Source organism: Oscillospiraceae bacterium NTUH-002-81, assembly GCA_032620915.1.
In the GTDB taxonomy this organism is placed as follows: domain Bacteria; phylum Bacillota; class Clostridia; order Lachnospirales; family Lachnospiraceae; genus JAGTTR01.
This window is the reverse complement of record CP136052.1, coordinates 3,399,689-3,420,065: the sequence shown is the minus strand read 5'-3', so window position 1 is coordinate 3,420,065 and position 20,377 is coordinate 3,399,689. Positions and strand designations below refer to the sequence as shown.

General features: G+C 47.9%; 24 protein-coding genes and 2 pseudogenes. 25 read left to right on the top strand and 1 reads right to left on the bottom strand.

All coding sequences use genetic code 11. The annotated features are described in order from the left end of the window. Positions 1-25: 25 nt before the first annotated feature. The 5 genes and pseudogenes from RJD28_16945 to RJD28_16925 all read left to right on the top strand — a co-directional run bounded on the left by RJD28_16945 (position 26) and on the right by RJD28_16925 (position 3,917). Positions 26-216: pseudogene (locus RJD28_16945) on the top strand (hypothetical protein). A gap of 490 nt (positions 217-706) precedes the next feature. Then, complete coding sequence (locus RJD28_16940; protein WNV57845.1) at positions 707-1,678, top strand: hypothetical protein; 972 nt, start codon at positions 707-709, stop codon at positions 1,676-1,678. Between the two features lie 15 nt (positions 1,679-1,693). After that, positions 1,694-2,938, top strand: coding sequence for an aconitase X catalytic domain-containing protein (locus RJD28_16935; protein WNV57844.1), 1,245 nt, complete (start codon positions 1,694-1,696; stop codon positions 2,936-2,938). Then, on the top strand, positions 2,935-3,366 hold the full coding sequence (locus tag RJD28_16930) for a DUF126 domain-containing protein (protein WNV57843.1): 432 nt from the start codon (positions 2,935-2,937) through the stop codon (positions 3,364-3,366). The genes RJD28_16935 and RJD28_16930 overlap by 4 nt, the downstream gene beginning before the upstream one ends. Before the next feature lie 263 nt (positions 3,367-3,629). Further along, a pseudogene (locus RJD28_16925) lies at positions 3,630-3,917 on the top strand (ABC transporter permease). A 159-nt stretch (positions 3,918-4,076) separates the two neighbouring features. Here RJD28_16925 and RJD28_16920 read toward each other — a convergent pair. After that, entirely contained in the window at positions 4,077-4,265 is a 189-nt protein-coding gene (locus RJD28_16920; GenBank protein ID WNV57842.1) for a toxin-antitoxin system protein, read from the bottom strand. A gap of 405 nt (positions 4,266-4,670) precedes the next feature. Here RJD28_16920 and RJD28_16915 point away from each other — a divergent pair, with 405 nt between their 5' ends. From RJD28_16915 to RJD28_16820, 20 genes are all read left to right on the top strand, one after another. After that, positions 4,671-5,273, top strand: coding sequence for a Type 1 glutamine amidotransferase-like domain-containing protein (locus RJD28_16915; protein WNV57841.1), 603 nt, complete (start codon positions 4,671-4,673; stop codon positions 5,271-5,273). A 489-nt stretch (positions 5,274-5,762) separates the two neighbouring features. Next, positions 5,763-6,188, top strand: a complete 426-nt coding sequence (locus RJD28_16910; GenBank protein ID WNV57840.1) for a GNAT family N-acetyltransferase — start codon at positions 5,763-5,765, stop codon at positions 6,186-6,188. A gap of 30 nt (positions 6,189-6,218) precedes the next feature. Further along, positions 6,219-6,971: an EFR1 family ferrodoxin gene (locus RJD28_16905; GenBank protein ID WNV57839.1), complete on the top strand. Its 753-nt coding sequence runs from the start codon at positions 6,219-6,221 to the stop codon at positions 6,969-6,971. Positions 6,972-7,212: 241 nt separating this feature from the next. Beyond that, a complete protein-coding gene (locus RJD28_16900; protein WNV57838.1) occupies positions 7,213-7,932 on the top strand; it encodes a DUF554 domain-containing protein in 720 nt (239 codons plus the stop codon). A gap of 95 nt (positions 7,933-8,027) precedes the next feature. Next, a complete protein-coding gene (locus RJD28_16895; GenBank protein ID WNV59666.1) occupies positions 8,028-8,555 on the top strand; it encodes a phosphatase PAP2 family protein in 528 nt (175 codons plus the stop codon). A gap of 25 nt (positions 8,556-8,580) precedes the next feature. Further along, positions 8,581-10,050, top strand: coding sequence for a C69 family dipeptidase (locus tag RJD28_16890; GenBank protein ID WNV57837.1), 1,470 nt, complete (start codon positions 8,581-8,583; stop codon positions 10,048-10,050). A 164-nt stretch (positions 10,051-10,214) separates the two neighbouring features. After that, positions 10,215-10,409 (top strand): hypothetical protein, encoded by a 195-nt coding sequence (locus RJD28_16885; GenBank protein WNV57836.1) that lies wholly within the window; start codon positions 10,215-10,217, stop codon positions 10,407-10,409. 43 nt (positions 10,410-10,452) lie between these two features. Next, positions 10,453-11,055: a bifunctional phosphoserine phosphatase/homoserine phosphotransferase ThrH gene (gene thrH / locus RJD28_16880; protein ID WNV57835.1), complete on the top strand. Its 603-nt coding sequence runs from the start codon at positions 10,453-10,455 to the stop codon at positions 11,053-11,055. 16 nt (positions 11,056-11,071) lie between these two features. Continuing rightward, entirely contained in the window at positions 11,072-11,275 is a 204-nt protein-coding gene (locus RJD28_16875; GenBank protein WNV57834.1) for a hypothetical protein, read from the top strand. Between the two features lie 7 nt (positions 11,276-11,282). Continuing rightward, positions 11,283-11,993, top strand: a complete 711-nt coding sequence (locus tag RJD28_16870; GenBank protein ID WNV57833.1) for a hypothetical protein — start codon at positions 11,283-11,285, stop codon at positions 11,991-11,993. A gap of 153 nt (positions 11,994-12,146) precedes the next feature. Further along, on the top strand, positions 12,147-12,791 hold the full coding sequence (locus RJD28_16865) for an HAD family phosphatase (GenBank protein WNV57832.1): 645 nt from the start codon (positions 12,147-12,149) through the stop codon (positions 12,789-12,791). 110 nt (positions 12,792-12,901) lie between these two features. Further along, positions 12,902-14,161: a cell wall hydrolase gene (locus RJD28_16860; protein WNV57831.1), complete on the top strand. Its 1,260-nt coding sequence runs from the start codon at positions 12,902-12,904 to the stop codon at positions 14,159-14,161. Between the two features lie 100 nt (positions 14,162-14,261). Beyond that, entirely contained in the window at positions 14,262-14,834 is a 573-nt protein-coding gene (locus RJD28_16855; GenBank protein WNV57830.1) for a hypothetical protein, read from the top strand. Continuing rightward, positions 14,800-15,093 (top strand): hypothetical protein, encoded by a 294-nt coding sequence (locus RJD28_16850; protein WNV57829.1) that lies wholly within the window; start codon positions 14,800-14,802, stop codon positions 15,091-15,093. Before RJD28_16855 ends, RJD28_16850 begins: the two co-directional genes overlap by 35 nt. Beyond that, entirely contained in the window at positions 15,069-15,908 is an 840-nt protein-coding gene (locus tag RJD28_16845) for an Rpn family recombination-promoting nuclease/putative transposase (protein WNV57828.1), read from the top strand. The genes RJD28_16850 and RJD28_16845 overlap by 25 nt, the downstream gene beginning before the upstream one ends. 74 nt (positions 15,909-15,982) lie before the next feature. Then, a complete protein-coding gene (locus RJD28_16840; GenBank protein ID WNV57827.1) occupies positions 15,983-16,882 on the top strand; it encodes a precorrin-6B methylase in 900 nt (299 codons plus the stop codon). 418 nt (positions 16,883-17,300) lie between these two features. Further along, positions 17,301-17,876: a 2-oxoacid:acceptor oxidoreductase family protein gene (locus RJD28_16835; GenBank protein ID WNV59665.1), complete on the top strand. Its 576-nt coding sequence runs from the start codon at positions 17,301-17,303 to the stop codon at positions 17,874-17,876. Next, positions 17,876-18,184 (top strand): 4Fe-4S binding protein, encoded by a 309-nt coding sequence (locus RJD28_16830; GenBank protein ID WNV57826.1) that lies wholly within the window; start codon positions 17,876-17,878, stop codon positions 18,182-18,184. The genes RJD28_16835 and RJD28_16830 overlap by 1 nt, the downstream gene beginning before the upstream one ends. After that, positions 18,181-19,380, top strand: coding sequence for a pyruvate ferredoxin oxidoreductase (gene porA, locus RJD28_16825; protein WNV57825.1), 1,200 nt, complete (start codon positions 18,181-18,183; stop codon positions 19,378-19,380). The genes RJD28_16830 and porA overlap by 4 nt, the downstream gene beginning before the upstream one ends. 1 nt (position 19,381) lies before the next feature. Further along, positions 19,382-20,311 carry a thiamine pyrophosphate-dependent enzyme gene (locus RJD28_16820; protein WNV57824.1) on the top strand — a complete coding sequence of 310 codons (930 nt, stop codon included), beginning with the start codon at positions 19,382-19,384 and terminating at the stop codon, positions 20,309-20,311. Positions 20,312-20,377 lie beyond the last annotated feature (66 nt).

The window sequence follows — 20,377 nt, the reverse complement described above, 5'->3', positions numbered from 1 at the left end:
GTGTGTTTTCCTAATAGGCGCTAATCATATGCTGGTAAGCATACCGCCCAAACTCAGTGCATCACAGTTTATGGGATACCTCAAAGGAAAAAGTTCATTAATGATATTCGATAAACACGCAAATAACATGATATTGCAATGGATAAACTTAGTGTGAAAGAATACGAAGACCCTTTCAAGGACAGCGGCGAGTCAAAGGGAATACGGCTTGAATAAAGTGAAAGCCAGCGTCTTTAGGCGCTGTCCGGTAACAGAGGCTTATAGCCTCAGAGCAAACCGCCCGTTTGACGGGTGGTCATTTGACTGTAAATGTAGTGTCAGAGGCAAGTATTTTAATCGGCTTTCCGCTGGTTTGGTGATATTATATAAAAAACAAAGAATCGCGATTAAAAAATTCAATGAATTCATGAAAAAGGTGAGAAGATGACAAAAAATATTTAATTCAAAGGAGGAAGAAAAGAAAATGGGTGCAAGAAAAAACAGTGTCAGCTTTGCGACAGTCGTTACGATTACTGGTGCGGTAATATCCTATGGTGTCGGTGCTGGCTTTGCTTCGGGAAATGAATGTATTCAGATTTTTGGATCATGGGGGAGGATGTCGGTTGGGCTGTACTAGGCGCTGCAATAGTGCTTGCCTTGGGTGGAATAGGAATTTATCTTTTAAGTTATGAGCTGCAGCTGAGAGGAAGTGAAGAAGGCTACAGGGTTGTGGGGGGGAAAAGGATTTGGCAAATTCGTACAAATATTTACGGGTATTATGCTATTATTAAATTTTTTAACGATGTTTGCCGGAGCAGGAAGCCTTATTAATCAGCAATATGGTCTGCCAAATTGGGTAGGATCAGTGCTTGTGGGAATTGTTACATTCGTTTCTCTTCTTGGTGGATTGAAATCGCTTGAAAAGGTTTTAGGGTCTATTGGAGTTTTTATCATAATTTATCTGGTGGTATTTGGAGTTATAGCTCTTGCTACAACAACGCCGGATCTTGATAATATATATGGTGCAAAAGAAGCAGTTGCAGCTGGTGAGATTATGCAGATAAATTTGTTTGCGCTTCCGCCGTTTAGCTGGATACCTGGATTAGCAGAACATAATAATGCATTTATAAACGGCGTGGTTTATGGGGCAGAGTTCAATTTTACATCATTCCCGTTTTTGCTTATGCTGGCACAGAGGTGTAAGTCGAAGAAGGAAGCTGTAGTATGTGCGTTTTCTGGAAATTTAGGCTATATGTTCTGCGTTTGTGTATCCTTGATTGTGCTTATGTTTAATTTTGATTGTATTATGGATCCGAATACGTATGAGATGAATCCGTTTCCGACTTTAGCAGCAGTAACAAAATTAGTACCAGCATTGGCATGGACATATGCAATTCTCTGTTTCCTTGGGATATTTACAACTATATCGGGGTATTTATTTGCAGTAGATGAAATGGTTTTTAAAGAAAATGTGACATCAAGAAACAGCAGGATTTTTCAGATAGTATTGATTTTGATTGGAATTTGTTTAGGTGGTGTGCTTCCTTTTTCAAATATGCTCAATGTCCTCATGCCTATTAGAGGCGCGATAGGAATCCTGCTTATTGTTCTGGTATTTATTGCTTTGGCTAAAAATGCGAAAGAAAAAAGAAGTACAAAATCAGAAGAAATACCCGTAAGCGCTACGGAAAATGTATAAGTTCGGAGGAATAATATGGAATTAACAACAAGGCAGCAAGAAATGCTGGAAGGCAAAGAAGGGGAAGGAAAGAAAATTGCGATGCGAATAGTAGCCCGTATGGGTGAGCTTTATGGAGCAAAGCGTTTACTTCCAGTGCATAGTGCACATATGGACGGATGTTGTTACACAACAATCTGGGATGCAGGCTTGGATTTTGTCGAATACTTGGTGAAAATTGGCACAAAAGTGGAAGTGCCATCCACTACGAACATTACTGCACGTGATACAAAAGCGTGGCAGCTATTGAAAACACCAGCAGATTTTTCGGATAAAAGCCGAAGAATTGAAGAGGCATATGTGAAGTTAGGATGCATACCAACTTGGTCGTGTGCGCCATACCAATGCGCCAATACACCACATTTTGGTGAGAATATTGCATGGTCGGAATCAAATGCAGTCAATTACATTAACTCAGTAGTTGGCGCCCGCACCAATCGGTATCCTGATTTGGTAGATCTTTGTTGTGCAATTGTAGGATATGTCCCTGAATTTGGATTGCACTTAACGGAAAATCGCGCAGCTCAGTATCTGTATAGGCTGGAAGGATTTTCAGGAAATGACTTCACGGATAGTTCAGATTATGCATTGCTTGGTTATTTGGTTGGAAAAACATGCGGTACTAAAATACCTGTAATCGAAGGGCTGCCCAAGCATACTACACACGATAATTTAAAAGCTTTGTCAGCAGCATCTGCCGCAGGTGGTTCAGTCGGTCTATTCCATGCAGTAGGAATTACGCCAGAGGCATCTTCTCTTGAGGAAGCTCTTCAAGGAAAAAACCCGGAAATTACAAAAGTTATTCGTCCGGAGGATATTGCAGCAACAAAACGGGAATTAACTAATGCGGTTAATGAACATGTAGATCTTGTTGTAGTAGGTTGTCCACATGCTTCCTATTCAGAAATGCAGCAGATTCTTCATCTAATGAATGGCAGGAAAGTTAAAGGAGGAACACAATTCTGGCTTCAGACTGGTCAGGCAGAAAAAGATTTGGCACAGCGAAGTGGACTCTTAAAAGAATTGGAAGATTTGGGGATTTTTATTATGCAGGATAGCTGTATTAATAATTTCCCAATGAAAAACCAGGGATTCAAAACAATTGTAACAAATTCTGGTAAAATGGCACATTATGCACCGGGAACAACTGGAGCAGCGATTGTTTTTGGCAGCCTTATACAATGTATTAGTGCTGCAACAGAAGGGAGAGTAGAGTTATGACAGAATTAAAGGCAACTATTGTCGTTGCAGGGAGTGTTTGTGCGCCTGCACTTTGTTCTAAAGTTCCTCTTAGTTTTTGGGGTGGCGTTGATCCACATACAGGAGAGGTGATAGATGTGCACCATGATTTAAATGGGCAATGCATGACAGGAAAAGTTCTGTTAATTCCAGCTGGGCGTGGCTCATGTTCGGGTTCAGGAATTATGCTTGAAATGATTCGGCAGCAGACAGCGCCTGCCGCATTGATCAGTATAGAGGCAGAACCAATCATATCATTAGGGTCAATTATGGGATATGAATTGTATCAACGGGGAGTACCAATCTTTACATTGAAGGAAGAAGAATTTAATGCAATAAAAGATAAAACCGTATTAAATATCTCGCAGGATGGAATTATTACTTTTGATAATAGTTCTGTAGAAGGATAGAGTACCTATTCTTATAAGATAATGAATCTTGTATTGGTAATAGACACATAGATAATTGTTTCTGAAGGGCGGCGCGGAATCCCTCCAGGGGATAAGTCCGTTTCCGCCCCAGAGTCAGGTGAAAGGCATGGTAAAAATCAGCAGGGATGAACTCGGAAATGTCAAGAGTGTTATTGAGAAGCTGGAAAAAGAAAGGGGTATCTTCCAGGAATATGTCCTGGCAGTCTGAAAAGGTATCTTTTAAAGTGATCTGATGATATTTAGTAGGCATGACCAATAAGCAGTTGAATCTGAGCTTACAAATACAGGGCTTGATTTTTACGGTTGGCACCATCTGCGTCGCACTTGCTGCCGGTCTGCCCCTTGGCTATGCACTGTTTTCCTATGCGAAGCATAATGGGATTTTTGGAATGAACGTTTATCACGTTCCTCTTATCCCGATTCTTGTTATGATTCTTTTGGTTGGTATTCTACAAATTGTGCTTTCCTGTGTTTTAAGCAGTAATCTGAAAAAGGAAACGCTGGTAGAAAGAATAAGGTATCAGGGATAGCAAGTATTGCTGGGATATCCTCAGTATCATAACAGGAATTAAAAGCACTTGGCTTCAAAAAGTTTTGTACTTTTGACAAAATGCAACCGATTTTTCATCAATTATAATAAATTTGATTAAGCAGCCTGTGTGTAATGAAGCATACAGGCTGCTTGCATTTTATAACTCTAATGAATCTTCTGCATCTACCCACATCTGTAAATTGCCCTCAAGATATAATCTCGCATATTCAAGTGGTTCATCGACTGCAAGTGAAGTCAATGCACAGTCTCGAAGCATATAGCCAACATTTGTATAAATGTAAATGCTGTTTCGTTGTGGATTGTATTCTGCAAATATTGTTCTCATCGTATCCCATCTCCTTATCATTTAATCAATCATTAGTAGCAAAAATTAAGAAGCATTTCAATTAGTCCACCATGTCACTTTTATTTTATGTTATACTGTTTTATATAATTTTTTTGTCTCCGCTGCCGCTCTTCGTTCCACTACGGTCGGTTCAGAGCCAACGTCCACTGGACGTTGTGAACCGGGCGGCACAGAGCAGAGGTCCACCGGACATCTTGTGCCCTTATCAGAGTTCATAAACACTGATGGGACGATATAACACAAGGGAAAAAATAAGGGAAAGCTCACCTGCGACAAATCCAGTGTTTTCAAGGGTTTGCGGAGAATTTAATAACAAAATATAACAGTTATTAAATCTCTTAAAACAGGTGAAATCTCAATCGGAATTTATTAAGGAGGATATGGATGAAACTGTTTTTATGTTCGCACTTTTCAAGTGTAGGAAGTTTGATAAAAGAAGAAATTGATAACAAGAAAGTCGCATTTATTCCCACAGCTTCGCTGCGTGAAGGCTATACCGGTTATGTCGGCTCGGCTCGAAAGCTATTCAATAAACTGGGAGCAGCCGTAACTGAAATTGATATTTCAACGGAGGCTTATTTAACGATACAGTCTGTTTTTGAAGATGCGGATGTGATATATTTTACTGGTGGAAATTCTTTCTTCCTTATGGACCAGCTCCGTAAAACGGGAACGGATGAGCTATTGAAGAAGGAATTGGAAAAGGGAAAACTGATGATCGGTGAATCGGCAGGTGCGATTATATGCGCTCCAACTATCCAATATATTGAACAAATGGATGAAAAGCCGGAGGACTACTCACAAGAAGATGATGCAGGGCTTGATTTGATTGATTTCTATGTTCTTCCGCATTATCTTACAGCACCATTTAAGAAAGTTACCGAGAAAATAATGACTGAATTTTCGGATTTGAATCTATCCCCAATTAACAACCGCCAGGGAATTGTAATTGATGGTGAAGGTTCAAAGGTTATTTGCAAAGACTAATTTGAAAATTCCAGTTTGTTGATGCAAAGCAGAGGCGGTAACTATTGATAAGTTCCTGCAAACCGATGAGGCACTGGACATGTTTCCACAAACCGATGAGGTAAAAAAAGAGAGCAGTTCAGACGTCTCAACGCATGTCGAGACGGTAGCTTTGCTTCTGTAGCGCATTCAGCGTGGCGTAAGACAAATTAAAAAACATAGATTCCGGGCTTTTTCGGGAGTTGGGATTAGAAGCCTGACTTCTGAAAAGGCGCGGTTATTTTATGTGGAAACATATCTACTGCAAAATGTGTGTCAGGTTGTAACCTCGGATTAGATGTCACGATTTGAGACGGTGGATTAGATGTCAGGCATATTGGGACGATTTTTGGAAAACGAAAAGGGCTGACAACCAATCTGGCAACTCAACCATTTGGGGGGGGGTGCAGGCGGTGGAATAGATGTGAAGGAGAATTGATTAGATCAGAAGTAGAAGGAGAGTCTCTCGCTATGATCAGAGAATTACGAAAAGCAGATATCAATATAGTTGCAGATATATGGTTGGATACCAATATAAAGGCCCATTATTTTATCTCTGCTCAATATTGGAAAAGAAATTTGGAGCTTGTGAAAGAACTGCTGTTGCAGGCAACCGTCTATGTCTATGAAGATAATTATGAGATACAGGGCTTTATCGGAATGAATGGTGAATATATAGAAGGCATTTTTGTTTCTGAGGCAATGCAGTCGCAGGGCATTGGCAAAATTCTGCTGAATTATGTAAAGGATACAAGGAGCAAACTGCTTTTAAATGTATATCAAAAAAATATACCGGCCATATCTTTTTATCAGAGAGAAGGATTTGAGATTCAGTATAGCGGCCTGGATGAAGCTACCGGGGAAAAAGATTATGTAATGGCATGGCAGCAGAAATAGAAATTCTAATTGTTTTGTAGGAGGTAAAAAATGTCAGATAAAATGGAGGTATACTATTTCAGTCCCACAGGAGGGACGAAAAAAGTGAGTAGTATTTTTGCGGATGCGATGGAAAAAGAAGTAATTTGGCATGATCTGGGAAGTAAGGAACCTATGATGGAGAAGCCGGAAGGCAAAATGATTGTTGTTGCAGCTCCTGTTTTTGGAGGCCGTATTCCTTCGGTTGTACGTGAGAAAATAGAAAAACTCTCAGGAACCGGAAAAAAGGCAGTAACGATAGCGGTCTATGGAAATCGGGCATATGAAGATGCTCTGTTGGAAATGAATGACATTTTGATGAAATGTGGATTTACAGTAATTGCTTCAGGTGCATTTGTAGCGCAGCATTCCATGGCACCTGAAGTAGGAGCGGGAAGACCAGATGGAGAAGATGAGAAAGAAATCCATAAATTTGCAGAATCTGTCAAGAATAGCACTGCTACAGAGAATGTTCATGTTCCAGGCAATCGTCCATACAAACCAGAGATGAATATGCCGGTTACACCAATTTCTATACCATCCTGTACGATGTGTGGAAAATGCGTAACGGTCTGTCCGACAAACGCTATTTCAGTTTCAGATGGAGCAGTGATTACGGATGCAGAGAAATGTATTCTTTGTATGGCCTGTACTCATGTCTGTACGGAACAGGCGAGAATTCGTCCGCTTCCATTACAGCAGGAAACGGAACAGATGCTTGGCGCCTTAAAGAGCGTCAGAAACAAAAACGAAGTGTTCTTATAAGGTGAAGTAGCATACCGAAAGACAGCAGTATTTGTGATGACATCATTTATCGAAATAGCTCAAATTTTCACAGGACGAACGACGGATATGGAACTGCTGGCATCGATTGCCAGACTACAGGATATTTTCATTTGATACATTACTTTTTTTCGGGAAAAGCTTTCAGCTGCTAAGACTGAAGAAATTATCAGGAAGATAGATGCGGGTCAGGGGAACAACGATCATAGAGAGGAAAATAAAAATGCGAGGTTTGGGAACGATCATCAATGCGCTGGCCATTCTGGTGGGCGGCGTGCTGGGCATCCTGTTCAAACGCTTTCTGAAGGAACGTTATCAGGATACCATCATTAAAGCCACAGGTTTTTCTGTGATGTTTCTGGGAGCGGCAGGAACGCTCTCCAAAATGCTGTCCATCGGGTCGGATGGGACTTTGAGCACCAGAGGATCTATGGTGATGATTCTGTCACTGGCACTGGGGGCACTGCTGGGAGAACTCATTGATCTGGATGCGCAGTTTGAGCGTTTCGGCGAGTGGCTCAAGCATAAGACCCGCAGCGATGGTGACAATCAATTTGTCCGCGGTTTTGTGGCGGCCTCCCTGACGGTAAGTATCGGAGCCATGGCTGTCATCGGTTCCGTTCAGGATGGCATTTACGGCGATCATTCCACACTGGTGGCAAAGGCAATTCTGGATTTTATCATCGTTCTCATTATGGCATCGTCTATGGGAAAGGGCTGTGTGTTCTCATTTATTCCGGTGGCGGTGCTGCAAGGCACCATGACTGCCCTTGCCGTGGTGCTCTCCGGCTTTATGACGGGTGCAGTTCTGAACAATCTCTCACTGGTGGGTAATATCCTGATTTTTTGTGTGGGAATCAATCTGGTGTGGCCTAAAACCATCAAGGTGGCAAATCTGCTGCCGTCTCTGCTGATCGCAGTGGCTATGGCGTATGGGGGCTGACCCTGTGAATACGCATGTGCATGCGGATGTTTGCTTTGGCAGTGGGAATGCAGCTGATGAAAGAAGAAAGTGGGGAAAGGAAAGAATGTGGAAATATGGGAATGGAATTTAAGATGTTGGATTACCTGCAAAATATACGGACTTCTGTGGGCGATGCAGCGATGTGTTTTGTCACCATGCTGGGCGATGCGGGGATGATCTGGATTTTGTTGACGGTCATACTGCTGACAATTCCAAAGACGAGGAAAAGCGGTGTTGTATTGCTGGCAGCGTTATGTGCAGATCTTATATTATGCAATGGGATATTAAAAAATTTGTTTGCCAGAATACGTCCATGCGATATAAATACACAGGTTCAGCTGCTCATTGCAAGACCGGATGATTTTTCTTTTCCCTCAGGTCATACAGCAGCATCCTTTACAGCAGTGGCGGCATTATATTTTTCAGGAGAAAAGAAACTGTGGAAAATGGCGTTGATCCTTGCGTGTCTGATCGCATTTTCCAGACTGTATTTATATGTACATTATCCGACGGATATACTGGGTGGAATTTTGGTTGGAATTGTGGCCGGTTATATAGGCTATATTGTGGTGAACAGATGTGGTACAATACAGAACAGATAAATGAAAAAAATAGGAGGAGAACAAAATGCCCTGTACAACAATACTGGTCGGCAAAAAAGCATCTTATGACGGCTCCACCATCATTGCCCGCAATGATGACTCCGGCGCCGGTCATTTTACCCCAAAGAAATTCGTGGTGGTGCACCCGGAGGAGCAGCCGCGAAAATATAAATCTGTGATTTCTCATGTGGAGATCGATCTGCCGGAGGATCCCATGCGCTATACCTCCATGCCCAATGTGCTGGAAGGAAAGGGCGTGTGGGCGGCCAGCGGCGTGAACGCAGCCCATGTGGGCATGACGGCGACGGAGACGATCACCTCCAATCCCCGGGTGCTGGGGGCAGATCCGCTGGTGGAGTATCAGCCTGCCGCGGATGGCAGGGAAGAGGTGCCCGGCGGCATCGGCGAGGAGGACATCGTTTATCTGGTGCTTCCGTATATCCACACCGCCAGAGAGGGTGTGGCGCGTCTGGGCAGCCTGCTGGAACAGTATGGCACTTACGAGATGAACGGCATCGCATTTCAGGATAAGGACGAGATCTGGTGGCTGGAAACCATCGGCGGTCATCACTGGATGGCAAAGCGGGTACCGGACGATCACTATGTGGTGATGCCTAACCAGCAGGGCATTGTGGATTTTGATCTGGAGGATGCGCTGACGGCGCAGAAGGAACACATGTGCTCCGCCGACCTGGGGGAATTTATTAAAAAGTACCACCTGGATCTGTCTGTGGATGGAAAGTTTAACGCCAGAGCGGCGTTTGGCAGCCACGATGATGCGGATCATGTATACAACACGCCCCGGGCCTGGTTCCTGCTGCGGTATTTTAACCCCCGCACGAAAAAATGGGATGGTCCGCTGGCAGATTATACGCCGGAGTCCGATGATCTGCCCTGGTGTATGGTGCCGGAGAAAAAGATCACGATAGAGGACGTAAAGTATGCTCTTTCTGCCCATTTTCAGGGAACACCCTATGACCCGTATGCCGCTTACGGAGACGATTCTATGCGTGGCGCTTACCGTTCCATCGGCATCAACCGGAACGATTTCCTGTCGGTGATCCAGATGCGTTCCGAAAATCCGGTGGAGTGGATCGCTTTTGCTTCCAATGCGTTCAACGTGCTGGTGCCGTTTTACACCGATGTGGAGGAGACACCTGCCTATGTATCCAACACGGCGGCGGACGTTTCCACGGATAATTTTTACTGGGTGAGCCGCCTCATCGCGGCCATGGCCGACGCGTCCTATAAGGGTTCCATTTTCCATCTGGAGCGCTATCAGGAGAAGGTCATGTCCGAGGGGCATGCCATCATCAACCGCTACGACGATCTTCTGGCGAAGGAGAGCGATCCCAAGGCACAGACCCGGCTGCGGCAGCAGGCCAATGAGGAAATGGCACAGCTGCTGAAAAAGGATGCAGCCACCACGCTGGATCAGGTGCTGTTTGAACTGAGCAATCAGATGAAAAACTGCTACGCCCGGTCAGACGCATAGCAGGAGTGAAAATCCGTAGAATTGCATGGAGAAAACCCCGCGCCCGGATCGCAGAAGCGGCTGGGCGCAGCCTGTGCGTTTGTCGGAAAATGGGGATGTGCATGTGATGAAATGGAAAATACAACGAGCCGGATGAAGGAACGAGGAAGGACAGGTGGAATCCTATGGAATGGAAGGTCAGACGGATCCAGGAAGCGGACTATGGATGTGAGGAGCGCCCTGCCGGTGAGCCTTTGCAGGTGCTGGTGACGCTGGAAAATCCCGCAGGAGAGCAGAAAACACTGCTGGTGGCGGATGAGTGGCTGTATGCACACGAAATCGACGAAGGGAGTGTCTGGACAGAGACGGCCCTTCTGTGATAAGATGGGTGCATCAAAAAACTGTGCGATGGAGGAATGACATATGTATATTACCTGTCTTGATGTGGAAGGCGTACTGGTACCTGAGATCTGGATTGCTTTTGCAGAGGCAAGCGGTATCCCGGAGTTGAAACGGACGACCCGCGATGAGCCGGATTACAATAAGCTGATGAACTGGCGGCTGGGTATCCTGAAGGAGCATGGCCTGGGATTGAAGGAGATTCAGGCAACCATCGAGAAGATCGATCCGCTGCCGGGTGCAAAGGAATTTCTGGATGAGCTTCGTTCTTTTACCCAGGTGATCTTGATCAGCGATACCTTTACCCAGTTTGCCACCCCGCTGATGAAGAAGCTGGGCTGGCCGACACTGTTCTGCAACAGCCTGGAGGTGGCAGAGAATGGAGAGATCACCGGTTTCAAGATGCGGACAGAGCAGTCCAAACTGAGCACGGTGAAAGCGCTGCAGTCCATCGGCTTTGAGACCATTGCCAGCGGCGATTCCTACAACGATCTGGGCATGATCCAGGCCAGCAAGGCAGGGTTCCTGTTCCGAAGCACGGATAAGATCAAGGCAGATCACCCGGAACTGCCCGCTTATGAGAAATATGAGGATCTTCTGGCGGCAATTAAGAATGCAATGAAATAATTCACGGAGACAGACGATGGAAAAACGAAGGAAGTGGATACAGGCTGCCTTTGGGGTGGGCCTTTGTACCGCCCTGCTGGCTGGCGGCTGTGGCCAGACAGCGGGAGCCGGTGGGACAAGTGCAGAAAGCACGGTAAAAACCAGCGGGGATGACCGGCTGGTGGGGGCTTTCATTACTGATACGTATCTGGTGTTTCCGGCGGCTGAGGAGGGGGGATGACCGCCCCTTGGAAGAGCGGGAGCGGAAATATGCCATCATTGACAAGAAGGACAGCGACGATCCAGGCGACTGGGAAGTTTCTTTCCAAGATATTCCCGGTGTAAAAATGATGAGCTCCTGCTGGCCGCTGGTGGATGGCGGCGACTGCTGGTTTAGTCTCTGTGATCCGGCGGTGCAGGACGTTCGATTAAACGTGACAGAGACCGACGATGGCACCAAGATCAGCATCAGCGGGACGATTTACGTGGTTTCTTCCAACGATGCCAGCGGCACCTACTATGCGAATCCGGTGTATGAGACAGCGGACGGAGAACTGTATGTGCAGGCAGGCAACGGATTTGCCAATGAAGGCGGCGCTGCGGAGGGCGGCAGCTTTCAGATGGGACTGGGGGATCCGGAATCTTCCGGCAGCGTTTCTCTTACCTATGCATGGATGAACCGGCCGGTGAGCATCACTGTTGTGCAGATGGATAAAAATAACGAGGCGCTTTCCCGGGAGACCTACGACCCCGGCACCTTGCCGGAGACGCTCCGGACAGAAAGCGGTGCGGCCTATCTTCTGGTGGAGATCGAGAAGACAGACGGCGACGGCAATTCCTATATGGAGCGGCAGCTTTATGATCCGTCGGATAAGGAGCAGCTGATTACCTTTTATGCCATGGAAAACGGGCTCATGGGCGCGCAGGATACGACGGTGGAGTGGCAGGCAGGAGAATGATTTAGGGTATCCTGACAATAAATGTGGGGTGCCTTGCAGGAAATGTGTTTGACGAAACAAGGCAACTACAGTATGATGAAGTAAAATAAAACTTCCCCTCTCCGGGATTTTCCGGGGAGGGATTTTTTGCGCAAAATGGAGGATCAGGATACAATGGATAAAAAAATAAGCTGTGCAATTTTTGATGTGGATGGAACACTGCTGGATTCCATGGGGGTGTGGATCAATATTGGAGATATTTATCTGCGAAAAAAGGGCTATGAGCCTGACCCGGAGCTGGCGGAGAAGGTAAAGGTGATGACTGTGCCGCTGACGGCCGCCTATATGAAGGAGACGTACCACATGCCGGAAACGGCGGAGGAGATCACCCGGGAGATCGAGGATACGGTGAAGGATTTCTATTATTATCAGGCCGAGGACAAGCAGGATGCCAGAGCGTACATGAAGAAGCTTTACGACCAGGGAACAAGGATCTTTGTGGCAACGGCTTCCGAGCGGGATCCAATTGAACATGCGCTGGCACGGGTGGGCATGTGGCCCATGGTGGAGCAGCTGTTTACCAGCTCAGAGCTGGGCTGCGGCAAGAGTCAGGACGGTTACTGGGCGCTGGTGGCATCCAAGATCGGTGTGCCCGTGGAAGATCTGACCATTTTCGAGGATTCCCTGCACGCGGTGGAGACGGCGGTACAGGCAGGCTGCACGGTGGTTGCTATTTCTGACCGGTACACGGTGGAGGACGAACCGGCGCTCCGCAAGCTGGCCGATCGCTATATTTACAACTTCACGGAACTTTTATGATCTGCAAAGCAGCGGAGAGCATGAAAATACGATTTTTCGAATGATATGTGTGAACGGTAACTTGTCTGTCCTTATAAAAATCAGTCTGGCGGGAAACGGGGAAATATAGTATGATAGAGAATATACCTGTTGACCCCAAAGTGACAACAAAGGATGGATTTATGAGAGATACGGGAAAAATTGTGACCGCGTGTGTGCTGGCAGTGGCGCTGTTTTTGCAGACAGGCATGGTGGGAGAGGCCACCAGCACCAAGACCCAGCAGCAGATCGACAGCCTGAAAAAGCAGCAGCAGGAGACGCAGGACAAGCTGGACGATGCGGAATCGGAGAAGAAGAAGCTGGAAGCGGCGAAAACAAAGCTGGAGAATTATCTGCTGGAGCTGAACAACCAGTTTGCCCAGCTGAGTGCGGAGTTGGATGATCTGGAGACCCAGCTTACAGATAAACAGGAAGAACTGAATATCACGGAGCAGGATCTGGAGGAGGCGAAGGCAAAAGAAGAGCAGCAGTATGCGGATATGAAAAAACGTATCCAGTTCATGTATGAGAATGGAAATATGGACTACCTGACCCTGTTTTTACAGGCGGGAAGCATCAATGACTTTTTAAACCAGGCGGATTATGCGTCGGAGCTGGTGGCCTATGACCGGCGGATGCTGACGGAATTCCGGGAAACCAAGGAGCAGATCGAGGCCACCGAGGCCCGACTCCAGCAGGAGAAGGAAGAGCTGGAGACGCTGCAGGCCCAGGTGACGGAAAAGCAGCAGGAGGTAAACGATCTGGTGCAGTCCACCGGAACGAAGATCAACGAATACACGAATGAGATCGCCCAGGCGCAGAAGCTGGTGGATCAGTATGAAGGAAAGCTGGAGAGCCAGCAGAATGCGCTGGATTCCCTCATTGCCAAGGCCAAGAAGGAAGAGGACGAGGCAGAGAAGAAGAAAGCCGCAGCGGCAGCCAGCAAAAACAGCAATGTACAGACCACCACCAGCACCGGGACGACCAACAACGGGGCGGCAAGCAATGTGCAGGCCAGTGACCTGGACATGCTGGCGGCGATCATTTACTGTGAGGCCGGTTCGGAGGGGTATGATGGACAGCTGGCGGTGGGCGCGGTGGTCATGAACCGCGTACGGAGCAGCAGCTATCCCAACAGTATCATGGGCGTGATTTATCAGAGCGGCCAGTTCAGCCCGGTGGCCAGCGGTCGGTTTATCCTGGCGCTTTCTCAGGGCAGTGCCACGTCCAGCTGTCGGCAGGCGGCTCAGGCGGCGGTGGGCGGAAGCTCCAATGTGGGCGGCTGCTTAAGCTTCCGGCGCAACACCGGGGACATCAGTGGCATTGTCATCGGCAACCATGTTTTTTATTAAATCTTTACGGAATTGTATTTGTTTTTAACACAATTTTAATCAGAAGCTTGGTATTCTAAACCCATAAAAACAATAACATTTATTTAAAGGAGTGCTTTTTATGGGAAACAAGTTTAGAGAAGAGCTTTTAGACGGAGAAACCGTATTATGGGAAGGCAAAAGTGAACCGTTTGCTGTTTTGTCCGGTGCGTATAAACAGAAGCTGCCGGTGCTGTGGATCGTGTGCGCCATTTATATCGTGGTATTTGCAGTGGCTTATCTGCCTTTTGCATTCCGCACCCAGACAGACCCGATCCAGCTCATCTTTGCCTGTGTACTGGCATGCATCGTTCCGGTGAGCCTCTGTGCCCATTCTTTTTCTGATCCGAAGATGATCAAGAACGATCTCACTTACGTGCTGACCAATTACCGGGCATTTGTCATCGGAGACGAGCGGGCCAATATGATGCGCATTGACAAAAACACCGATTACCGAACCGAGATCCAGGAGGATGGAACGGAGATCATCTACATCGGCGATGCCTGCAAGACCAAGGCTTCTGCCAGCAGAGCTAATACCGTGCTGGGCGTGCGCAAGGACAAGGAAGATCCGAGCAAAATAACCGGACTGGTATTTTACGGCGTGAAGGACGCTGCAGATGTGTGCAGCAAATACGCCGCATTTGCAAAATAACATAGAAACGCTGCAAGACAGCCGCCTGTGGGAGTTCTCTCCTGCGGGCGGCTGTTGCCGTCGTTTTTTGTCGAAAAGAATTCCTTGTACGATTGCTTCCTGTTATTGTAAAATTATCCTATCTGAAAAACATTTAATTTCTATATTAAAATCAAATTCTGCAAGTCATCTGGCAGTTCTGCCGCGAGATTTCATGAAGAAAGAAAAAGATCAAACATCATGGGAGGATATGGAATGGAAGAAAATTTCGAATTATTAGAGGGCTATCAGTTTAACCTAAGCGATTTCGCCTTGTTTTTGTCGGTGATGAAAGATCCGCGGGCATATCGCTGCGTGTTAAGTGTGTTTATGGACGAGCCGGACATTGAGCTGCAGGATGTGAAGGTGGAGCAGGTGGTGTTGAATAAAAGCGGAAAGCGTGCCATTCGGCTGGATGCCTGGGCGAAGTCCGTGGATAATCGTCAGTTCAACATGGAAATGCAAAACGATGTCAGACAGGATGATCTGCGGAAGCGTTCGCGTTTTTACCAGGGAATGCTGGACACGCCGATCCTGAAATCCGGAAAAGAGACTCGTTATCGGATGCTGCCATCCACCGTGATCATCTTTATCACGCAGGAAGATATTTTTGGAAGAGATCGGGCGAAATATACGTTTACAGAGCAGTGTGAAGAGGTACCGGATTTAAAACTGGATGACGGGACAAAGAAAATATTTTTTAATATGGAGAGCAAAAATGGCGCACCGGAGCTGATAAGTATGTTATCATATATGAAAGATACAAGGCTGAATAATCCGGATATTTTGGTAAAAGATAAACGGATCGTGGAACTGAATGATATTGTGGAAGAAGTAAAGGATTCAGAAGAATGGGAGGCTGTGAAGATGAACATTCTGGAAATTGGCATTGAAAAAGGAATGCAGCAGGGCGCCGAGAAAAAGATGCTTGAACTGGTGGAGAAAAAGCTGAAAAAAGGACAGACGATCTCGCAGATCGCGGATGCACTGGAAGAAAGCGAGGAGAAGATACAGGAAATTGCGGATTCGATTCAGAAGGACAAATCCCCGCTGTAACTGATGTCTTGCAGCCCCATCCAAAATAGATTATAATAACCATAAGATTACGCTTTGTGGAAAGGGGCGGCCATATGGATAACCGTTTGTTTGGCAATACACATATTTTAACATGGCTTCAATATTACGCGGATAATACGCAGGTGGATCTGGAGAAGGTGAAGATCCTGGATATCACCCGCAGGAATAAGAATCTGATTCCGACGGTGGAATCCAATGACGCAGTGCTTGTGTTCACGGAGGCAGGCCACCCGGATATTTTTTACCGGATGTGGGATGTGGGCCTCGGTGAGTGTGACGTGTGGTACAATGTGGGATCTGAGCCGGAGGGCCCGATCTGTCACAACAAAGTAAAAGAGATGATCGACCGGGGCATCAACGCGTCAGCGGCAATGCTGATCCTGAATCCCAATGCGCGCAGCACATACAAGATCGGCATGCGCAACAGCAGCTTTTCCAAGGGCTCGATTCATTATGTGGGCAGCGAGATCCGTTCTGTGATCCTGAATAAGATGCACGTTTCTTACGGGGATAATGTCTGTATCATCAGCGGGGAGAGTATCGCGGTGGAGGCTGCGATTCTGGCCAGCGAGGGAAATATCATTGCGGTGGAGTACAACCAGAATGACCGCAGGACGATGGAGGAGAATATCCATCAGTTTGGCTTGAACAACATTACGATCATTGATCATGTGACCGATGAGACAGTGAAGGATCTGCCGGTGCCGACGCTGACCTTCTTGGTGGCGTCTGCCAGCATGGAGCAGGAGATCCAGTGCATGCTTCGGCTGAACCCGCATATGGAGTTTGTGGTATACACGCTGGATTTCCGGTGTGCCGCCTCTCTTCCGGCACTGTTTGAACAGTACGGCATCGGAGAGACCGAGGTGATTCAGGTATCGGTGTCCAAGCTGACGTCCAGAAATACGTTCCAGACAGAACCGGCACCGTGGATCGTGTCCGGGCATGCCTGAAATTTTTCTTGACAGATACTGCTTTTTTGATTATCATAGGTTTTAATTTCAGATGAGAACAATGAAGATGGAGAGAGTAGAAGCTGACTGAACGTTTCAGAGAGCCGACGCACGGTGGAAGTCGGTACCAGTAAGTCTTTTTTGAAAATCACTCCGGAGTTTCAGGCCGAAATACAGGAATGGTGTCCGAAAGGATCCATGCGGCACTGCCAGATTGCAGGTGCCCGGGAGCGCGGATGCCGCGGTACAGTAGGTTCTGACGGTATTCCCCGTTATCAGAAGCGCATATGATGGTATGCAGGTAACAGGTGGTATAACGATTGCACAGGTTTTCGTCCTTTTACGGGACGGGAGCCTTTTTTAATCCTGTATTACAGAATCCCATATTCTATTTTAGTTGAGGAGGAACGCACAGATGATGAAAGATATGACAGAGATCCGCTGGCATGGCCGGGGCGGACAGGGTGCCAAGACGGCATGTCTGCTGCTGGCAGATGCGGCATTTACTGCCGGAAAATATGTACAGGGCTTTCCCGAATACGGCCCGGAGCGTATGGGTGCGCCGATCACGGCTTACAATCGGATCAGTGAGGAGCGCTGTTCCATCCATTCCAACATTTATGAGCCGGATTACGTGGTGGTCGTGGACGAGACGCTGCTGGAATCGGTGGACGTGACGAAGGGACTGAACCCGGAGGGGGCCATCGTCATCAATTCCGAGCGCAGCGCGGCGGAACTGCGGCCCATGCTGCGAGGCTATGAGGGAAGGGTCTATACCATTGATGCGAGAAAGGTTTCTGAGGAATGTCTTGGAAAATATTTCCCCAACACGCCTATGCTGGCGGCTATCGTGGAAGTGAGCCGGGTGCTGGAGCCGGAGCAGTTTATCGCTGATATGGAAGCATCTTTCCGGCACAAATTTGCGACGAAACCACAGGTGGTGGAAGGAAATATGCAGTGCCTGAAGCGGGCAATGAAGGAGGTACGGGCGTAATGGGAATCAAAGCATCTGACATTAATGAGCAGTCACCCTGGCAGGAGATGACCGTGGGCGGCGAGGTATATGAGGGCGGAACCGCCCGCGCGACCATCACGGGAGAGTGGCGTTCCAACCGGCCGGTATGGATCGAGGAGAAATGCAAGCAGTGTCTGCTGTGTGCCCCCTTCTGCCCGGACTCTTCCATTCCGGTAACCGCCGGAAAACGGTGTGAATTTGACTACGACCATTGTAAGGGCTGCGGCATCTGCTGGAAGGTATGTCCCTTTGAAGCCATTGATTTTGTGAAGGAGGAAGAAAAATGAGTATTCGAGAGAGAATGTCCGGCAATGAGGCGGTTGCCTATGCCATGCGCCAGATTGATCCGGATGTGTTTGCAGCATTTCCCATCACTCCTTCCACGGAGATCCCCCAGTATTTTGCCCAGTATGTAGCGGATGGCAAAGTGAACACCGAGTTCGTAACGGTGGAATCGGAGCATTCTTCCATGTCTGCCTGCATCGGCGCGGAGGCGGCAGGTGCCCGGGCGGTGACGGCCACTTCTTCCTGCGGTCTGGCATTTATGTATGAGCTTTTGTATGTGGCGGCTTCCTCCCGCCTGCCCATCACCCTGGCCTGTGTGAACCGTGCGCTCACCGGCCCCATCAACATCAACAACGACCATTCCGATTCCATGGGAGCCCGGGATGCGGGATGGATCCAGATTTATGCGGAAAATAACCAGGAGGCCTATGACAATTATCTCCAGGCCATGCGGATCGCGGAGACGCCGGACGTGCGTCTGCCTATTATGATCTGTCAGGATGGTTTCATCACCTCCCACGCAGTGGAGAATATTCTGCTGGAAGAGGATGAGAAGGTAAAGGCTTTCGTAGGAGAGTACCAGCCGGAAAATTATCTGTTAAAGCATGACAATCCGCTGGCGGTGGGCCCATATGATACGTGCCCGTATTATATGGAGCACAAAATGCAGCAGGCAGTGGCCATGAAAAATGCGAAAAAAGCAGTGCTTGCCGTGGCTGCGGATTTTGAAAAAACCTTCGGACGCCATTACGGTTTCTTCGAAGAGTACCGGATGGAGGATGCGGAGGCAGCCATCGTACTCATCGGCAGTACGGCAGGAACGGCCAGAGCGTGCGTGGATCAGATGCGTGCCGCCGGGAAAAAGGTGGGCATGATCAAGCTGCGGGTGTTCCGTCCCTTCCCGGCGGAGGAGCTGGCAGCAGCGCTGGCCCATGTCAAAGCTGTGGCAGTGATGGACAAGAGCGAAGGCTTTTCCGGCACCGGCGGCCCGGTTTACGCGGAGACGGCAGCGGCCTGCTATGATCTGGAAAACCGGCCGAAGCTCATCAATGTGGTATATGGTCTGGGCGGCAGAGACTGCACCGTGAGCCATGTGGAAAACGTATTCAACCATCTGTTCCGTATCATCGAGACCGGGCAGGTCGGCGAACGGTATCTGCACATGGGACAGCGAAGCACAGAAAAGGAGGTGCTCTGATATGGCATATAATCATAAAGTAGAGCTGAGCAAGCCCGAGCGGTTTGTGGGCGGGCACCGTCTGTGTTCCGGCTGCGGCGCGGGCATTCTTTCCCGTGCGGTGACCCGTGCCCTGGATGAGAAGGACAAGGCAGTCATCTGCAACGCCACCGGATGTCTGGAGGTTTCTTCCTTCTTGTATCCGTTTACCGCCTGGGAGGATTCCTATATCCATTCTGCCTTTGAAAATGCGGCAGCAACGTGCAGCGGCGTGGAAGCTGCTTATCTGGCGCTGAAACGCAGAGGAAAAATTGACGACACGTACAAGTTCCTCGTGCTGGGCGGTGACGGCGGTACCTATGACATCGGTTTCCAGTCCCTGTCCGGTGCCATGGAGCGTGGTCACGACATGGTGTACTTCTGTTACGACAATGAAGCGTACATGAACACCGGCATCCAGCGTTCTTCCTCTACGCCCCGGTTTGCCAATGCCACAACGACGCCCATCGGCACGGAATCCTTTGGTAAAAAGCAGAACAAGAAAAATCTGACGGAGATCCTGGCAGCCCATGAGATCCCTTATGCGGCCCAGACAACGTTCATTGGTAACATGAAAGATCTGCATGAAAAAGCCCACCGGGCCATCTACACCCCCGGCCCGGCCTTCGTCAATGTCATGTCCCCCTGCCCCAGAGGCTGGCAGTATCCGGCGGAGGATCTGGCACTGGTCTGCAAGATGGCGGTGGAGACGTGTGTATGGCCGCTTTACGAATATATTGAGGGAAAATGGTATCTGAATTATGAGCCGAAGAAAAAGCTCCCTGTGACAGAGTTTATGAAATTACAGGGACGATTCCGTCACTGCTTCAAGCCCGGCAATGAATGGATGCTGGAAGCTGCCCAGGAGCACGTGGATCAGGAATGGGAAAAATTAAAAGATAAGTGTCAGTAAATGGAAATGGAACGTAGATGCACTGCGGCGGGATAGAAAGGTATCGCAAAAGCGACCCGCCGCAGG

Excerpts from the sequence above, each read along its gene's own strand:
- RJD28_16935 (WNV57844.1), top strand. The coding sequence starts at position 1,694 with ATGGAATTAACAACAAGGCAGCAAGAAATGCTGGAAGGCAAAGAAGGG.
- RJD28_16930 (WNV57843.1), top strand. The coding sequence starts at position 2,935 with ATGACAGAATTAAAGGCAACTATTGTCGTTGCAGGGAGTGTTTGTGCG.
- RJD28_16920 (WNV57842.1), bottom strand. The coding sequence starts at position 4,265 with ATGAGAACAATATTTGCAGAATACAATCCACAACGAAACAGCATTTAC.
- RJD28_16915 (WNV57841.1), top strand. The coding sequence starts at position 4,671 with ATGAAACTGTTTTTATGTTCGCACTTTTCAAGTGTAGGAAGTTTGATA.
- RJD28_16910 (WNV57840.1), top strand. The coding sequence starts at position 5,763 with ATGATCAGAGAATTACGAAAAGCAGATATCAATATAGTTGCAGATATA.
- RJD28_16905 (WNV57839.1), top strand. The coding sequence starts at position 6,219 with ATGTCAGATAAAATGGAGGTATACTATTTCAGTCCCACAGGAGGGACG.
- RJD28_16900 (WNV57838.1), top strand. The coding sequence starts at position 7,213 with ATGCGAGGTTTGGGAACGATCATCAATGCGCTGGCCATTCTGGTGGGC.
- RJD28_16895 (WNV59666.1), top strand. The coding sequence starts at position 8,028 with ATGGGAATGGAATTTAAGATGTTGGATTACCTGCAAAATATACGGACT.
- RJD28_16890 (WNV57837.1), top strand. The coding sequence starts at position 8,581 with ATGCCCTGTACAACAATACTGGTCGGCAAAAAAGCATCTTATGACGGC.
- RJD28_16885 (WNV57836.1), top strand. The coding sequence starts at position 10,215 with ATGGAATGGAAGGTCAGACGGATCCAGGAAGCGGACTATGGATGTGAG.
- thrH (WNV57835.1), top strand. The coding sequence starts at position 10,453 with ATGTATATTACCTGTCTTGATGTGGAAGGCGTACTGGTACCTGAGATC.
- RJD28_16875 (WNV57834.1), top strand. The coding sequence starts at position 11,072 with ATGGAAAAACGAAGGAAGTGGATACAGGCTGCCTTTGGGGTGGGCCTT.
- RJD28_16865 (WNV57832.1), top strand. The coding sequence starts at position 12,147 with ATGGATAAAAAAATAAGCTGTGCAATTTTTGATGTGGATGGAACACTG.
- RJD28_16860 (WNV57831.1), top strand. The coding sequence starts at position 12,902 with ATGATAGAGAATATACCTGTTGACCCCAAAGTGACAACAAAGGATGGA.
- RJD28_16855 (WNV57830.1), top strand. The coding sequence starts at position 14,262 with ATGGGAAACAAGTTTAGAGAAGAGCTTTTAGACGGAGAAACCGTATTA.
- RJD28_16850 (WNV57829.1), top strand. The coding sequence starts at position 14,800 with ATGTGTGCAGCAAATACGCCGCATTTGCAAAATAACATAGAAACGCTG.
- RJD28_16845 (WNV57828.1), top strand. The coding sequence starts at position 15,069 with ATGGAAGAAAATTTCGAATTATTAGAGGGCTATCAGTTTAACCTAAGC.
- RJD28_16840 (WNV57827.1), top strand. The coding sequence starts at position 15,983 with ATGGATAACCGTTTGTTTGGCAATACACATATTTTAACATGGCTTCAA.
- RJD28_16835 (WNV59665.1), top strand. The coding sequence starts at position 17,301 with ATGAAAGATATGACAGAGATCCGCTGGCATGGCCGGGGCGGACAGGGT.
- RJD28_16830 (WNV57826.1), top strand. The coding sequence starts at position 17,876 with ATGGGAATCAAAGCATCTGACATTAATGAGCAGTCACCCTGGCAGGAG.
- porA (WNV57825.1), top strand. The coding sequence starts at position 18,181 with ATGAGTATTCGAGAGAGAATGTCCGGCAATGAGGCGGTTGCCTATGCC.
- RJD28_16820 (WNV57824.1), top strand. The coding sequence starts at position 19,382 with ATGGCATATAATCATAAAGTAGAGCTGAGCAAGCCCGAGCGGTTTGTG.